The sequence below is a fragment of the Limosilactobacillus secaliphilus genome, from assembly GCF_001437055.1.
Classification (GTDB): domain Bacteria; phylum Bacillota; class Bacilli; order Lactobacillales; family Lactobacillaceae; genus Limosilactobacillus; species Limosilactobacillus secaliphilus.
On record NZ_JQBW01000005.1, the window covers coordinates 1 to 15,193 of the forward strand.

Sequence of the window (15,193 nt, forward strand, 5' to 3'; positions counted from 1 at the left end):
CTGAGCCAGGATCAAACTCTCATGTAAAAATAAGAATTTGAGATAGCTCTCAAAAAATATTAGTTAAGCGAATTGACTTCGCAAATGTTATTGCCTCGATCAAAATGATCAAGGACCCTACACATTTGATTCGTCGAAACTTTGTTCAGTTTTCAAAGGTCTACCATGCTGGAAGAATAGATCAACCAGCAATAATTATTATAATCAGTAAATTAACATCTGTCAATAGTTAATTTATTTGATTAAGTTGTTGAAGAAATCAAAGAACCGATCTCCTTAACAACGTTTACTAATATACAGGCATTCCCATTAGGTGTCAACAATAAATTACGCCGATTTTTCCATCATTAATTCGTGTTTTTCGAACTTTATACTTGATTGATTAGTCATCTAATGGTGAAAGCCGAACTTAATCTCTGCCGATTCTCGTTATCACGTTCTGTGGTCTTCTATTTATGAACTTTACCAGCCAAAAAGTTTTTTGAAAAAGTTTTGCCGGGCCCAATCAAGTGATTTAACGATGCGAACTAGCAGAATATCGCGTGTATGCATGCAAAACACTTCCTGACAATCGAGCCTACTGCAGGAGCATAACGCTAACAGACGGCATGCCTTACCACTACTGATGAACCACCCTTATCACTGACAAGTCACGATTATGAAACCCGCCGAGCAGACAACTGCCACTCAGCCATCAGCTACAAAATACTCCCCTTCCTAGTTACCTGCTAGCAAATAAAAAAAAGACGAGGGATGTTTCCCTCGTCTTCTGTTTATATCGTAACGATTCGATTAGTTGTCCTTCTTTGGCCGCATGGTTGGGAAGAAGAGAACGTCACGAATGGACTTAGCATCGGTCATCAGCATAACCAGCCGGTCGATACCAACACCAAGACCTCCCGTCGGCGGCATACCGTATTCCAGAGCTTCTACAAAGTCTTCGTCGATTGGCTGGTATTCGTCGTTACCTTCGGCGTGTTCCTTGGCTTCGGCCTCGAACCGCTGCCGTTGGTCGATTGGGTCGTTCAATTCAGTAAAGGCGTTAGCGTATTCCTTACCGACAATGTACAGTTCGAACCGGTCAGTGAAGCGGTGATCTTCACGATTGATGTGAGCCAATGGTGAAATTTCCTTTGGGTGACCGTAAATGAAGATTGGCTGCTGCAACTTGTCCTGAACCAGAGTTTCGAAGAAGGCGTTGATGATGTGACCAACCTTCCACCAACTTTCGTATTCAACTCCGTGTTCGTCAGCCAGCTTACGAGCATCTTCCAGGCTCATCTTCTGCCAGAAGTCGACACCAGTGTACTTCTTGATGGCATCAACCATGTGCATCCGGGCAAATGGCTTGCCGAAGTCCAATTCAGTACCGTGGTAATTGATCTTCAAATCGTTAGCAACCACCTTGGCAGCAGCCTTGAAGATCCCTTCCGTTTCATCCATGACATCATTGAAGTCAAAGTAGGCGGCATAGGTTTCCATGGTATCAAATTCAGGGTTGTGGTATGGGTCCATCCCTTCGTTACGGAAGACTCGGCCGAGTTCGTAAACCCGTTCCATGCCACCAACGATCAGACGCTTCAAGCGCAGTTCCGTAGCAATCCGCAGGTACATGTCAATGTTCAAAGCGTTGTGGTGGGTAACAAATGGACGCGCTTCGGCCCCGGAAGCAACGTTTTCCAGAATTGGCGTTTCAACTTCCGTAAAGTGGTTGTTGTCCATGTAACGACGAATGGCCTTGATGATCTTGGTCCGGGTAATGAAGCGGTCAAAGCTGTCCCGGTTAGTGATCAAATCAAGATAACGCTGACGGTAAACCAGTTCAGGATCAGCCAAACCATGGTACTTATCTGGCAGTGGCCGCAATGCCTTGGTCAGGAAAGTAATCTTGTGGGCCCGAATCGTCAATTCACCGGCACGGGTCTTGAAGAGGTCACCAGTAATGCCCCAGAAGTCACCAATGTCAGAATCCTTGAAGATTTGGTAATCGTCATCGCCGACAATATCCTGACGTACATAGAATTGGATCTTGCCACCACGGTCAAGCAAGTCGGCAAAACTCGTCTTACCGCTGCCCCGCTTGGCAACCATCCGGCCGGCAACCGTAACGACATTGCCTTCCTTGGCTAACAGATCGCCATCATAGTTATCATACTTAGTGTGAATATCTGAAGAAATGTCGTGATCCGGATCAAAACGATGGCCAAAAGGATCAATACCCTTATCGCGCAAAGCCTGCATCTTCTGCCGACGCACGATCATTTGATCATTTAACTTCTCTTCTCCCATTGAAAATTCCTCCTAATGTGTTCTAGCAGCTTTCTAAGCCTGGTGCTCTTCATACTTATCTAAGAAGCGGTCGAACAAATCGTCCGCTTGCGCCTGAGTGGTTGCCGACATCAATGCGACCTTGGTCCGTGCCGAACGCGGAATCCCCTTCAAGTAGAAACCAGCTTGGCCACGGAACTCACGAATGCCTACGTACTCGCCTTTCAAGTCGCACAATGCCGCCAAGTGTTCCTTAGCCGTCTTGATCTTCTGTTCCGGCGTCGCTTCCGGCAGCAACTCACCGGTTTCCAGATAGTGAACGGTCCGCGTCAGCATCCACGGATTCCCCATGGCGGCCCGGCCGATCATCACAGCGTCACAGCCAACTTCATCGAGCATCCGTTTGGCATCTTCAGGCGTCTTGACGTCACCGTTGCCCATAAATGGAATGTGCAATTCAGCGGCAACGTCATGCAGGATCTGCCAATTAGCATGGCCGCGATACATCTGTTTCCGCGTCCGACCATGCATTGCGATCGCAGAAGCTCCCGCACGTTCTGCGGCCAAAGCATTTTTCACCGCGTAGATGTGCTGGTCGTCCCAGCCCGTCCGCATTTTGACAGTCACCGGTTTTTTCACGGCGTCCACAACGTATGAAACCATCTCATAGACTTTATCTGGATCCAACAGCCAACGTGCACCGGCATCGGTATTGACCACCTTGTTAACCGGGCAGCCCATATTGATGTCAATCACGTCCGCACTCGTGTGTTCGTCAACAAATTTGGCCGCCTGCACCAACGTTTCCTTGGTACCACCGAAGATCTGGATGCCCATTGGATGTTCATGCGGGTCAACATCCATCATCGACAGGGTCTTCTTGTTCCGGTACATGATCCCACGGTCGGAAATCATTTCGCAGACGACGTAGCCCGCGCCGAACTTTTTACAGATCACGCGAAAGGCTTTGTTGGTCACACCAGCCATTGGCGCAACAACCACCTGGTTCGGGATTGTGACATCCCCGATGTGCCATTCCATCTTGTTCCCCCTCTATATGTCTAATAAACGTATTGTAGCTCAGTAAAAACTAAACTGGCAAGTCGCCTTTACTTACTCTGGTCCTCTTTGAGCAATTTTTTCAGTTCGTCTTCGTCAAAATGGTATTTCTTGTGGCAGAACTGACAAACGGCCTCTGCACCGTGATCCTGATTGATCATGGCCTCCAAGTCCTTCTTGCTGACACTGGCAAGGGCGTGGGCAAACCGTTCCTTGCTGCAATCACAACGGTAGGCAACCGGCATCTTGTCCAGGATCTTCAGGTCTTTCCCCTTAAATATCATCTTCAAAATGTCTTCCGGTGTCTTGCCATCCCGCAAGAGCTTAGAAACCAGTGGCAAGGATTTGATGGACTTTTCCAGATCGGCTATCTGCTGGTCACTGGCACCAGGCAGAACCTGGACGAGGAAGCCCCCGGCCATCGTCACATTGTCGTGGTCATCAACATAAACCGACAGACCAACGGATGAAGGAATCTGTTCGGATTGAGCCAAGTAATAGGTGAAATCATCGCCTAACTCGCCGGAAACGAGATTAACCTGCCCGGTGTAAGGGGTCTTGTCACCAGGAGCCATCTTGGTCACGGACAGAATGCCTTGTTTACCAACACCACCGGACACATCGATCTTGCCTTTGGCGTTCAGCGGCAGGTTAACGTGCGGGTTATGCAGGTAACCTTTGACCGTCCCCTGTGCAGTCCCGTCAATCACCATGTAACCAATCGGGCCGTTGCCTTGGATCTTCACCGTCATGCCTTCTTGGCCCTGCAAGCCTGAAGTCGACAAAAGCAGGGTGCCAATGAGGGCCCGGCCAAACGCCGCCGAAGCAGTGGACCAGGTGTCGTGAATCTTATGCGCCTCTTCTACCAGGTTGGTTGCCCGGACGGCATATGCCCGAAACATGCCATGTTCAGCAACACTCTTTACTAAATAATCGTCAGCCATGTTAGTCTCCTTTGCTTGTTATCAACTGTTATTGTAAACAATTTTGCCAAAATAAAAAGGAGGATGGGGCAAGTAGTCCTGATCCTCCAATTCATTTTAAGCTTCTGGGTCATCAGAATGATCATTGTGGTCACTGTCATCGGCACTGTCAGCACTTTGACTGGCTGCTGAAGCACCACTGTCAGCTGCCGAATTCTCGGCTGCTGGCTGATCGCTTTGGGCTGGCTGCAGGTCCTTGATCTCCTGCTCATGGCTAGCATCCGCTTTTTCAGTCAACCGCTTCTGTTCATTCTCCTTATTGCGCCGATCCTTTTCGTTTTCACGACGCTCCAATTCCCGCTTAGCTTCTTCGAAAGTCGTTGCGCGCTGTTCAGCACTTGCCGCTTCCACATCGTGTTCTGGCATCTTGCCCGTCTTGTACAGACTCAGGATCTGCTTTTCATCCAGCGTCTCGTACTTCAGCAATGCTTCGGCAATGATCTTGTGCTGTTCACGGTGCGTTTCAATGATGTGCAGAGCCTGTTCGTGACCCTGAACCAGGATCCGGCGAACTTCCTTGTCAACCAAGGCAGCCGTTTCCTGAGAGTAGGTCGACTGATCATAGCCCTGACCAGTGAAGACCTGGCCGGAACTCTGCAGTTCAACTGGCCCGATCTTGTCGCTCATCCCGTACTGGGTAACCATAGCCCGTGCAATCTGAGTGGCCTGCTCAAAGTCGTTAGAAGCACCAGACGACTGGGACTTGAAGATCAGCTCTTCGGCCGCACGACCACCCATCAATCCGGCGATCTGCTCCTCGGCGTTCTTCTTGCTCATCAGCATCTGGTCTTCCTTTGGCAGCATGATTGCATAACCACCGGCACGTCCACGCGGCACAATCGTAACTTTGTGAACAACCCGCGCATCGTTCAAGACCAGACCAACAATCGTGTGACCAGCTTCGTGGTAGGCAACGGTCCGCCGTTCTTGTGGTGAAACGACCCGGTCCCGTTTGGCTGGACCAGCGATAACCCGGTCTTCCGCTTCATCCATATCCGAGGCGTCAATCTGATTCTTGTTGCGCCGGGCCGCCAGCAATGCGGCTTCGTTCAACAGGTTGGCCAAGTCGGCACCCACAAAACCAGGCGTCTGCTTAGCGATTTCCTTCAAGTCGACATCAGGTGCCAACGGCTTATTCTTGGCGTGAACCCGCAGAATAGCTTCACGACCCTTAACATCTGGCCGACCAACCAGAATCTTCCGGTCAAAACGACCTGGCCGCAGCAAAGCAGGGTCCAAGACGTCTGAACGGTTGGTAGCGGCGATGACGATTACACCTTCATCGCCTTGGAAACCGTCCATTTCAACCAGCAATTGGTTCAGCGTCTGTTCACGTTCATCGTGGCCGCCGCCAATGCCGCTGCCACGCCGCCGCCCAACGGCATCAATTTCATCAATGAAGATGATTGATGGGGCGTTCTTCTTGGCGGTTTCAAACAGATCCCGCACACGGCTGGCACCGACACCAACGAACATTTCAACAAAGTCAGAACCAGAAATTGAGTAGAATGGTACACCGGCTTCACCGGCAACGGCCCGTGCTAACAGGGTCTTACCAGTACCCGGGGGACCCTCCAAAAGAACCCCTGATGGAATCTTGGCGCCTAAACGCATGAATTTCTTCGGGTTCTTCAGGAATTCGACAACTTCGACCAATTCCTGCTTTTCTTCCTCTTCCCCAGCAACGTCACTGAAGCGAACCTTGTTTTCCTTTGCATTTGACGGTTTGACGTGACTCTTACCGAAGTTCATCACGCCACGGCCGCCACCCTGACCAGCTTGGCCCATCATCATGTAGAAGAAGAACACCATGATCAGGATTGGCACAACCGTTACCAGCAAGTTCACCCAAATGCTGTTGGACTCTTCCGGCTTCGTGGAAACCTTAACGTTGTCCTTTTCAGCATAACGGTGCAGCTGCGAAATGGTAACGTCGCTTTGCAAGACTGAACTTTGGAAGCTGGTGGTGGTTGAACCCTTTTGATTCAACAGTGAGAATCCGTTTTGGTTATCGCTGCCCACAGACTGTGGCTTGCGGTAAGTACCGGTGATCTTGTAAACACCGCCGTTTGGCTGGAGCTGGAAGCTCTTCACCTTATTGCTCTTCAGTTCGGATACAAATTCGCTTTGCGACACATTCTTGCTTTGTCCGGAGCCCGAGCTACCACCAAAGAAGTAGTAAACGATCCCCATGATACACAAGAAGATTACTGCATAGAAGAGAACGTTATGAGTAAATCCGTTATTCCTGCGATTATTGTTCATAACAACTTCCCACCTCACAGTTTGAAGATTAAATTACAATGGCCTTATCTTAGCATACTTGACCATCTTTGACTATTAATTAGTCGTTGTGGTGCTCGTAAACTTCTGGCTTCAAAACACCGACATACGGCAAGTTACGGTAGTAGCCATCATAATCCAGCCCGTAACCAACCAGAAATTCATTCGGAACGTTGAAGCCCACGTAATCCGCCTTGGCATCGACCAAGCGACCGGATGGCTTGTCGAGCATGGTGCAAACCTTGATACTGTTGGCACCACGGCCATCCAAAAGGTCCATCAAGAACTTCAGGGTCCGGCCGGTGTCGACAATGTCCTCACAGATCAGCACGTCCTTGCCCTTAATGTCGTTCTTCAAGTCATGCAGCAAGGTCACCGTCCCGGTCGAAGACGTACCTCCTTTATAACTAGATACGTCCACAAAGTCCATTCGGCAATAAACATCCATGTGTTCCAGCAGGTCAATGGTGAACAGACTGGCCCCCGTCAAGACGTCGACCACGACCAGATTCTTGTTACCGGCGTAATCATGGGTCAATTGTTTTCCCAGTTCCTTAACCCGCTGCTGAATCTGATCACGACTGTAGATGACCCGTTCAATATCGTTATCCAACATCATTTTTGTATCCTCTTTCTTCGGTATAGGTAAGCAACGACCGCTGGCTGAGTGGCAAATGATTTACGGTCAAGCCAAGCACTTTTCACACCCGGCACCCACAAGACCTCATCGTGGGCATCCGCGAGTACAACGACCTCGGCGCGCTGTGCCCGGGCGATTTTGGCATTGATCAGCAAGCGGCGTACGGATTGGTGACCACCGTTTTTCAGTCGCAACTGATCTTTACTGCGTGCCAGCCGCCATTTGAGTGGCAGTTGATCATCACGCAGCCATATTTCGGCTACCGGCGCCTGCTTTTCCAAGGGCGTTTGGCTAACCAAACATTTGCCTGCTGTCCTCAGCCTTTTCCAATGCCCAAATTTTACCACAGTTTCGACAAATGGCTCGTGATTCATCACTAATTCCGGAACATTTTGTATTTTAGCCGTGGAATAGTTCTTTATTAACTCGTTTTGGGCGTTAATTTTCAAATGACCACTCGGCTTTTCCGGATTGACCAGCCAGGTGTGGATGGTGGCCAACTCTTCTGTGCCCAAGCGATAGACTCCAGCCCGATCCAGCCAGCGATTAAGCACCGCTCGCTGCACCGGCTGACTCAATGTTTCCCAGAATTTGAGCTGCAGTTGTTCATCCACAATCAACCGTGGCCAGAGATCATCCAGGTAGGCGTTTTTGATCGCCAGCAAGTCGGCCAGTTGCGATCGGTAATCCAGTACATGGTCGACCAGACCCGGATTTTCCTGCAGCAGTTCCGGGATGTAGCGGTTTCGGAAACGATTCCGCAGGGTGCCTTCCTGATGGTTGGTCACATCTTCAAACCACTTCACTGACCGTTCATGAGCAAACGCGATCAAGTCGGCCTTACTGATGTCCAGCCATGGCCGTAAGATCATTGCTCGGCCGTGGTCAAAATTACGTGCCGGTTGGATGCCCGTCAGTTGTTCAATCCGGCCACCCCGCAACAGCTGCATCATAATTGTCTCGAACAATTCATCTCGTTGGTGGGCCAACAAGAGGATGTGCGACTGAGACTTTTGCAAAACCTTTTTAAAGAAGCGGTAACGTTCCGCCCGGCCAGCCGCTTCCAGGCCGTGTTCGGGGTGTTTTTGCCACTCATCGACTGCCAATCGCAAGCCATGTTCTTGACAATAAGCGCGGAGGTATTGTTCTTCCTGAAGGCTTTGTGCGCGCAAGTGATGGTTGACGTGGGCCACCACAATCTGGGACGCCGGCAGTAGGTCTTGCAAGGCCGTCAACAGGGTCATCGAATCTACCCCCGTCGACACTGCCACGACCACCGTCGCCTCGGGAGCAAAAAAGCGGCACCCGGACAGGCACCGCTTCAAATGCATAACTAGCGGTGCCATTAGCTCCGCCGGCCACCACGGCCACCCCGCTTACCGTCAGTTTGACGCTTCAAGGTGGAAAGCCGTGATTCGCTTTCTTTCATATAATTGGCAAGCATATCATTAAAATGCTCGTTGCCCCGATCACCATTAAGAGCACTGTAGCCGCGGCGTTCGTGGTGATAATGCGGGCGACGGTGTTCAAAATTCTGATGATCGTGTTCACGATGATCATGAAAATCACGATGCGAATGTTCGTGACGATTTTCATGTTCGTCATCATGCAGCTGCTTCATCGATAAGGCAATCTTGCCGTCGTCGCCAACTTTGATCACTTTGGCTTCGACTTCATCACCTACCGACAGCACATCATGAATATCCTTAATAAAGCGGTCGGAAACCTGGCTAATGTGTACTAAACCGGTCTCGTGATCGCCAAAATCAACAAAGGCACCAAAATTAGTAATTCCAGAAACTTTACCCTTAATTTTGGACCCAACTTCAACAGCCATGAACTAGGAAATCCTCCTATTTAGATTAAATCAATTGGCTAATAGTATAGCATAGACGCGCCCCCAATTTAAAGGCGGCGCAAGGACAAAAGAAGCTCCAGCACTCAAAAATTTTGAAAACTGGAGCTTGTTTTTAACTTGATTACTTAACAAATGAATAGATGGTCTCGCCATCTTTGGAATAGTGATATTTCTGCCTAAGCATTGCTTGCAGATACTCAGGATTGTGCAGCTTCTTGACTTGCTTCTTCAGGGACCGGTTTGTGGCCTTCTTCTTGTTCAACTCAACATGGGCGCTGTGAATCTCGCGGTTAACCGAAGCTAGTTGCCGCTTGCTGGTCCAAATCTGAACACCGAAGAACAACACTAGAACGAAAAAGACGCTGCAAATGATTTTCGCCCGCCGCATATGAACACGGTAGCGATAGCTATGATCCACTTTTTGTTGTGCATTTTTGGCCCTAACGAAAGGCGTATCGATCCGCGTAACGTTACTTTTATGCTGCTTCATAACTGCCGTCCCCAATTAATTAATCGTTAAAAAAAGTATAGCAAGCTCACCCGTTGATTGTCTAGTTGACAAGCAAAACTAGGTGACAATTTGTAAACATTCTGTGGTCTTGAAAAATCAGCTGGTCATCAAATTTAGGCCACAATTGATCATTATATCAGCTTAATAAACCCCGTCATCGTAGTCGTGTTCGTAGCTTTCGTCAACGATTTCATACATTGATTCAGCCTCATCCTTCTTTGTCGTTTCAACAATCCGGTTGATCTTGACCTTCTCCGTCTTGTTACCGAACTTAATGGTCAAGAGGTCGCCGACTGCCACGTTTGACGAGGATTTAGCCACCTTGTCGTTAATAAAAATCCGCCCCTGGTCAGCGATCTTTTTGGCCACTGAGCGTCGTTTAATAATTCGTGATACTTTTAAAAATTTATCTAATCGCATGTATTTTTCCTCATTTCATTCTGCTTTTGCTGTCAACTGGTCCTGAACCATGTCGCCCCACTTAGTAACCAGGTCGAGCAAATCATGGAGCCAGGTTGTTTGCTTCGTCTTAGGCTGAATAATCAAGCGCACCGTTAACTTGCCGTCGTCTTCGCCCAGGCTGGCCTTGAAGTCCGTCTTGGCAATCGTCTTCAGCAGGTCGACCCCCTTGATGATGGCGCTCGCCTGTTGGTTGAAGGTCAGGTACAGGTTGTCGTCTTTTTGTTGAATCTTTTCCAGCAGCGCCTCGTCAGCGTGCAGCTTGATCTGGCCGACCGTCAAGAGATTGGCAACCGGCTGCGGGTAGTCACCAAAGCGGTCCATCAGATCACCCTGGATCTCCAGCATCTCGTCGTCATCTTCCGCCTTGCGGATTGTCTTGTACAACTCAATCTTCTGGCGCTGGTCGCTAATATAGTCGCTCGGCAGGTAAGCTTCCACGGACAGGTCCACCTCAGAATTGGAGTGGGTGGCCTGTTTCTTGCCCTGCTTCTTGGCTACGGCATCCGCCAGCATGTCGGAATAGAGGTCGTAGCCGACGGAATCGATGAAGCCGTGCTGTTGCTTGCCCAGCAGGTTGCCGGCCCCACGGATGGACAGGTCGCGCATCGCAATCTTGAAGCCGCTACCCAACTCCGTGAAGTCCCTAATTGCCGCCAACCGTTTCTCACCAGGCTCTGTCAGAACCTTGTTTGGCTGATACATGAAGTAGGCATAGGCAACGCGGCTGCTCCGGCCAATCCGTCCCCGGATCTGGTACAACTGGGCCAGCCCCATCCGGTCGGCGTTCTCCACGAACAGAGTGTTGACGTTAGGAATGTCGACCCCGGTTTCAATGATGGAGGTCGTTACCAAGACATCATAGTCGCCCCGGATAAAGTCATACATCACGCTTTCCAACTGCTCTTCACTCATCTGCCCGTGAACGTAAGCAACACGTGCTTCGGGGACCAGCTGCTGGATGTTTTGAACCACCCGTTCGATGTCGTTGACCCGGTTGTGGAGGTAGTAGACTTGGCCGCCCCGCTTCAATTCCCGGCGGATACCGTCACGGATGGCCATGGCATTCTGCTCCAGCACGTAAGTTTGAATTGGAAAACGGCCCGATGGTGGGGTTTCCAGAATCGACAGGTCCCGCACACCCAGCATGGACATATGCAAAGTCCGCGGAATCGGTGTCGCCGTCAGGGTTAAAACGTCCACGTTGGACTGCATCTTCTTCAAGCGTTCCTTGTGCTTAACCCCGAAACGCTGCTCTTCGTCGACAATCAGGAGGCCCAGGTTCTTGAAGTGGACATCCTTGGACAGAATCCGGTGGGTGCCCACGACCACATCGATCGAGCCATCAGCCAGGCCCTTGTCAATCTCCTTGAGCTGCTTAGGCGTCCGGAAACGCGACATCATTTCGATCTTGATCGGGAAACCCTCGAAGCGTTCCTGCATCGTATCGAAGTGCTGCTGGGCCAGGATGGTGGTCGGCACTAGGAAGGCCACCTGTTTGCCCCCGGTCACGGCTTTGAAGATCGCCCGCAAGGCCACTTCAGTTTTCCCGTAGCCAACGTCACCAACCAGCAGGCGGTCCATCGGCTTGTCCGATTCCATATCCTGCTTGACTTCTTTGATGCTGCGCAGCTGGTCCTTCGTCTCCGTGTATGGGAATTCATGGTCAAACTTTTCCTGCAGGTAATCGTCCTTCGGAAAAGCAAAGCCCTTCTCCGTCTGCCGTTTAGCGTACAGGTCCACCAGGTCGCCCGCGATGTCTTCCACCTTTTGGGCAACCCGGCGCTTGGTCTTGGCCCATTCGTTACCGCCCAGCTTGTTGATGTGCGGCTTGCGGTCCTCTGAAGAAACATACTTCTGGACCAGGTTTAGCTGCGTGACGGGCACGAAGATTTGGGCGTGATCACGATAATTGATGACCATGTAGTCTTGGTGGATGCCATCGACGGTCATCGTTTTGATCCCGGCAAAGAGACCGATCCCGTGATTAACGTGGACCACGTAGTCACCCGGCTTCAAGTCAGTGTAGTTCTTGATCCGCTCGGCGTTCGCCAGTTTCTGTGGCCGCAGACGACGCTTCTTTACTTGGCGGAACATTTCCGCTTCCGTGATCACGACCAGGTTGGCGGCCGGCAACTCAAAACCGTTATGCAGGCTGGCAGCGACCAGTTGGACCTGGTGTTCCTGCAGGTCGTCCATCCGGCTCTCTAAGGCCCGGACGCCAAATTCATCCAGCGTCTTGCCAACCTGTTCCCGGCGTTCGTCACTCGCCGTCAGGATGACCACCGTTGCGCCCTGTTCTTGCCAGCGGGTTAACTCACCCTTCAGCAGTTCCATTTGACCGAAGAAGTGCTGCATGGACCGGCTCGTCAACTCGTTCAATGCGTTGAGCCGTTGAGCGCCCAGTCCCTTCTTGAAGAGGGCCAGCAGAATTTGGGCGTGCCGGTCGTGGCTCAATAAGTCAAGTGCATCTTGGCCCAGTTCACCATCATGCAAGCGGTGATGATACTTAACCCGTTCGTTGATCCAAGACTGTTCGTCGGCCGCCAGTTGTTGGTTACTGTCGTCGATCCGGGTGCGGTCGTTAACCACAACCACCCCGTCCTTGCCTAGGTAGTCCAACAATGAGGATGGTTGCGGGTATAACACGTCGCTGTAAGTCAGCAGCCCCGCGTCAACCCAGCCTTGATCCAGGCCGGACAAGAGGGGCCGAAAGTGGTTTTCAATCTGGCGGGCATCCGTGTCATCTTTGGCCAACTTGGTCAGCTGCTTAAAGTCGGCCTGCAATGTCTTATGTACCCGGCTTTCCTCACCCTTGGCCAGGATCAGGTCGGTGGCCGGTAGGATCTCAACTTCCTTGATGTTCTTCAGACTGCGTTGACTGCTAGCATCGAAGAAACGGAGTGAATCGATGTCGGTATCAAAGAGGTCGACACGGACGGGGTGAGCGGTATTCAGAGCATAGATGTCGACAATCGAACCCCGGATGGCAAAGTCACCTGGTGCCGCCACCAACTTGGCCCGCCGGTAACCCATCGCGCTGAGCTGGACGGCCGCCTTCTCCGGATCCAGTTGACCCCCAACTTTCAAGGACAACTGGGCCTTCTTGAAGTCCGCCGGTGCAATCAGTTTCCGCCGCAAGCCAGCCGTGGCCGTAACGATAATAGCTGGCTGGTCGCCCTGCAAGGCGTTCAGAGCCTGCACCCGCTGCAAGCGAAAGTTTGGCGAGCTGGTTGCCAGTTCCATTGCCACGGACTCCTCAACCGGGAACTGGTAAACCTGCGTGTCGGTCAACAGGTTTTCCAGGTCGCTGGCTAACTCCTGCATGTGTTCCAGACTATCAACGACTACCAGCAGGGGCCGTTCGAGGTGCTCCAAGGAAGTTGCCAGAAAGAGGGTCTGCGCCGATCCGGAAAGTCCAGTGACCAATTCTTTCTTCCCCGGAGCCACTGCGCTCATAATTTTTTCAAATAATGGTGTTTTATTGAGCAGTGCTGTCAGGCGCATACAATTCCTCCGTTCTTAATTAGTTATACTTATTCATCAGTTCGTTGACGGTCGCTCCATGGACCCAGTCAGCAAGGGCATTCTCAGCCTTTGCCACCGCATCGTCAAACTTCGGCCGTTCGTCGGGGTTGAACTTACCCAAAACATGGCCGACAACCGTTCCCACTTTTGGATGGTCAATGCCCAGTTTGATCCGGTTAAACTTGTCCGTCCCCAGGTATTGAATCAGGCTCTTGATCCCGTTGTGGCCGCCGGACTTGCCGTGGTCCTTAATCCGCAGCGCGCCGACCTTCATGTCCAAATCGTCTTGGATCACCATCAAGTCGTCCAAGTCAATCTTGTAGTAATCAACCAAGGGTTTCACCGCCCGGCCGGAATCGTTCATAAAGGTCGTTGGCTTGACCAGTAACACGCGCTCTGTACCGATCATCCCGCTGGCAATGACAGCCTCCACCTTGGCGTGCTTAAATGCGCCCAGATGGTAGTCCAATGCCATTTGGTCCACCACCATAAAGCCGGTATTGTGCCGCGTTTCATCGTAGCGGGTCCCAATATTTCCTAAGCCGACGATCATTTTCATCATTCATCAGATCCTTTAATAAAATGCAAAAAGGCCGACCAAGCCAATCTAGGCCTGTCCAGCTCAATATTTATTCCGCTCTTCATTATACGAAATCAGGAGTTGAAAGCAAAATCAAAAGCGTCAAGATTTCTCATCACTTTTTAATAATTATGTTAAGATAAATCATAGTAAATTGGCAGGAATGGAGCTATCATCATGATCTTTGATTCATTAATTAAACCCAAGAGTCAGCTGACAACCTTAAACGAAGACGCCACCTTAGCACAGGCTCTCGCCACCTTGGAAGATTCGGGCTACCGCTGTGTCCCCGTCCTCGATTCGACCGGTCAGATTTTCCGGGGCAACATCTACAAGATGCACATTTACCGGCACAAGTCCCGTGGCGGCGACATGAACCTGCCGGTAACCGCCCTGCTCAAGAACTCCACGAAGTTCATCAACAAGAACGCCGCCTTCTACAACGTCTTCTTCACCATCCGTGACCTGCCTTACATTGCGGTCCTGGATGATGACAATCACTTCTTCGGCATCATCACCCACAACAGCCTGTTGCGCCTGCTGGCCGAAGCCTGGAACGTCCACAACGGCAGCTACGTTTTGAACGTCTCCGTCAGCGACGAACGTGGTGACTTAGTCCGGGTTGCTAAGGAAATCAGCCGTTTTTGCCAGATTGCCAACGTCATCTCGTTGAACTCAGACGACAAGCCGGGCAAGCAGATCCTGTTTACCCTCCCGTCCGACGTTGACCGCGGCTTGGTTGACCGAATCATCAAGCGCCTCAACCGTAAGGGCTATGAAGTTCCCGAAATTGAAGACCTGCACCGTTGATCCATTCGCAGGTCAACTAATGCGGTCGTTACATATCTGCTAACAATTAATCTGCGCCGCTTGTTGCTCAAGCGTGGCCGAAGTCATTGATGGTTTTGGTCACGCTCTTTTTATCCCCAAATTTGCAGCAGTCATATAGAGATGTATAGGATTTTCTATACATAAGCTTGCATCCTTCTGTTTGGATGGCTTATATTAACAATGTACCTAATCT

Annotated in this window: 12 protein-coding genes; 1 reads left to right on the plus strand and 11 read right to left on the minus strand. The window is 50.7% G+C overall.

The genetic code is table 11. The annotated features are described in order from the left end of the window. Positions 1-792: 792 nt before the first annotated feature. From lysS to pth, 11 genes are all read right to left on the minus strand, one after another. Complete coding sequence (lysS, locus tag IV45_RS01400; protein ID WP_057739948.1) at positions 793-2,289, minus strand: lysine--tRNA ligase; 1,497 nt, start codon at positions 2,287-2,289, stop codon at positions 793-795. Between the two features lie 33 nt (positions 2,290-2,322). Continuing rightward, a complete protein-coding gene (gene dusB / locus IV45_RS01405; RefSeq protein WP_057739950.1) occupies positions 2,323-3,309 on the minus strand; it encodes a tRNA dihydrouridine synthase DusB in 987 nt (328 codons plus the stop codon). A gap of 68 nt (positions 3,310-3,377) precedes the next feature. After that, a complete protein-coding gene (gene hslO, locus IV45_RS01410) occupies positions 3,378-4,271 on the minus strand; it encodes an Hsp33 family molecular chaperone HslO (RefSeq protein ID WP_057739952.1) in 894 nt (297 codons plus the stop codon). A gap of 96 nt (positions 4,272-4,367) precedes the next feature. Beyond that, positions 4,368-6,575, minus strand: coding sequence for an ATP-dependent zinc metalloprotease FtsH (ftsH, locus tag IV45_RS01415; protein WP_083487230.1), 2,208 nt, complete (start codon positions 6,573-6,575; stop codon positions 4,368-4,370). 79 nt (positions 6,576-6,654) lie between these two features. Further along, positions 6,655-7,206 carry a hypoxanthine phosphoribosyltransferase gene (gene hpt, locus IV45_RS01420; RefSeq protein ID WP_057740166.1) on the minus strand — a complete coding sequence of 184 codons (552 nt, stop codon included), beginning with the start codon at positions 7,204-7,206 and terminating at the stop codon, positions 6,655-6,657. Positions 7,207-7,208: 2 nt separating this feature from the next. Next, positions 7,209-8,579 carry a tRNA lysidine(34) synthetase TilS gene (gene tilS, locus IV45_RS01425; RefSeq protein ID WP_083487231.1) on the minus strand — a complete coding sequence of 457 codons (1,371 nt, stop codon included), beginning with the start codon at positions 8,577-8,579 and terminating at the stop codon, positions 7,209-7,211. Then, positions 8,579-9,070: a S1 domain-containing RNA-binding protein gene (locus IV45_RS01430; RefSeq protein ID WP_057739956.1), complete on the minus strand. Its 492-nt coding sequence runs from the start codon at positions 9,068-9,070 to the stop codon at positions 8,579-8,581. The genes tilS and IV45_RS01430 overlap by 1 nt, the downstream gene beginning before the upstream one ends. 142 nt (positions 9,071-9,212) lie before the next feature. After that, complete coding sequence (locus IV45_RS01435; RefSeq protein ID WP_057739959.1) at positions 9,213-9,581, minus strand: FtsB family cell division protein; 369 nt, start codon at positions 9,579-9,581, stop codon at positions 9,213-9,215. A gap of 162 nt (positions 9,582-9,743) precedes the next feature. Next, positions 9,744-10,022, minus strand: coding sequence for an RNA-binding S4 domain-containing protein (locus IV45_RS01440; RefSeq protein ID WP_057739961.1), 279 nt, complete (start codon positions 10,020-10,022; stop codon positions 9,744-9,746). 15 nt (positions 10,023-10,037) lie between these two features. Further along, positions 10,038-13,568 carry a transcription-repair coupling factor gene (gene mfd / locus IV45_RS01445; protein ID WP_057739963.1) on the minus strand — a complete coding sequence of 1,177 codons (3,531 nt, stop codon included), beginning with the start codon at positions 13,566-13,568 and terminating at the stop codon, positions 10,038-10,040. 19 nt (positions 13,569-13,587) lie between these two features. Next, positions 13,588-14,148 carry an aminoacyl-tRNA hydrolase gene (gene pth / locus IV45_RS01450; RefSeq protein WP_057740168.1) on the minus strand — a complete coding sequence of 187 codons (561 nt, stop codon included), beginning with the start codon at positions 14,146-14,148 and terminating at the stop codon, positions 13,588-13,590. 198 nt (positions 14,149-14,346) lie between these two features. Here pth and cbpA point away from each other — a divergent pair, with 198 nt between their 5' ends. Further along, positions 14,347-14,979, plus strand: a complete 633-nt coding sequence (cbpA, locus tag IV45_RS01455) for a cyclic di-AMP binding protein CbpA (protein ID WP_057739965.1) — start codon at positions 14,347-14,349, stop codon at positions 14,977-14,979. Positions 14,980-15,193: the final 214 nt, after the last annotated feature.

Bases quoted from the DNA above. Each gene is read 5' to 3' on its own strand.
- ftsH (WP_083487230.1), bottom strand. From the start codon at position 6,575: ATGAACAATAATCGCAGGAATAACGGATTTACTCATAACGTTCTCTTC.
- cbpA (WP_057739965.1), top strand. From the start codon at position 14,347: ATGATCTTTGATTCATTAATTAAACCCAAGAGTCAGCTGACAACCTTA.
- tilS (WP_083487231.1), bottom strand. From the start codon at position 8,579: ATGGCACCGCTAGTTATGCATTTGAAGCGGTGCCTGTCCGGGTGCCGC.
- IV45_RS01440 (WP_057739961.1), bottom strand. From the start codon at position 10,022: ATGCGATTAGATAAATTTTTAAAAGTATCACGAATTATTAAACGACGC.
- IV45_RS01430 (WP_057739956.1), bottom strand. From the start codon at position 9,070: ATGGCTGTTGAAGTTGGGTCCAAAATTAAGGGTAAAGTTTCTGGAATT.
- dusB (WP_057739950.1), bottom strand. From the start codon at position 3,309: ATGGAATGGCACATCGGGGATGTCACAATCCCGAACCAGGTGGTTGTT.
- IV45_RS01435 (WP_057739959.1), bottom strand. From the start codon at position 9,581: ATGAAGCAGCATAAAAGTAACGTTACGCGGATCGATACGCCTTTCGTT.
- pth (WP_057740168.1), bottom strand. From the start codon at position 14,148: ATGAAAATGATCGTCGGCTTAGGAAATATTGGGACCCGCTACGATGAA.
- mfd (WP_057739963.1), bottom strand. From the start codon at position 13,568: ATGCGCCTGACAGCACTGCTCAATAAAACACCATTATTTGAAAAAATT.
- hslO (WP_057739952.1), bottom strand. From the start codon at position 4,271: ATGGCTGACGATTATTTAGTAAAGAGTGTTGCTGAACATGGCATGTTT.
- lysS (WP_057739948.1), bottom strand. From the start codon at position 2,289: ATGGGAGAAGAGAAGTTAAATGATCAAATGATCGTGCGTCGGCAGAAG.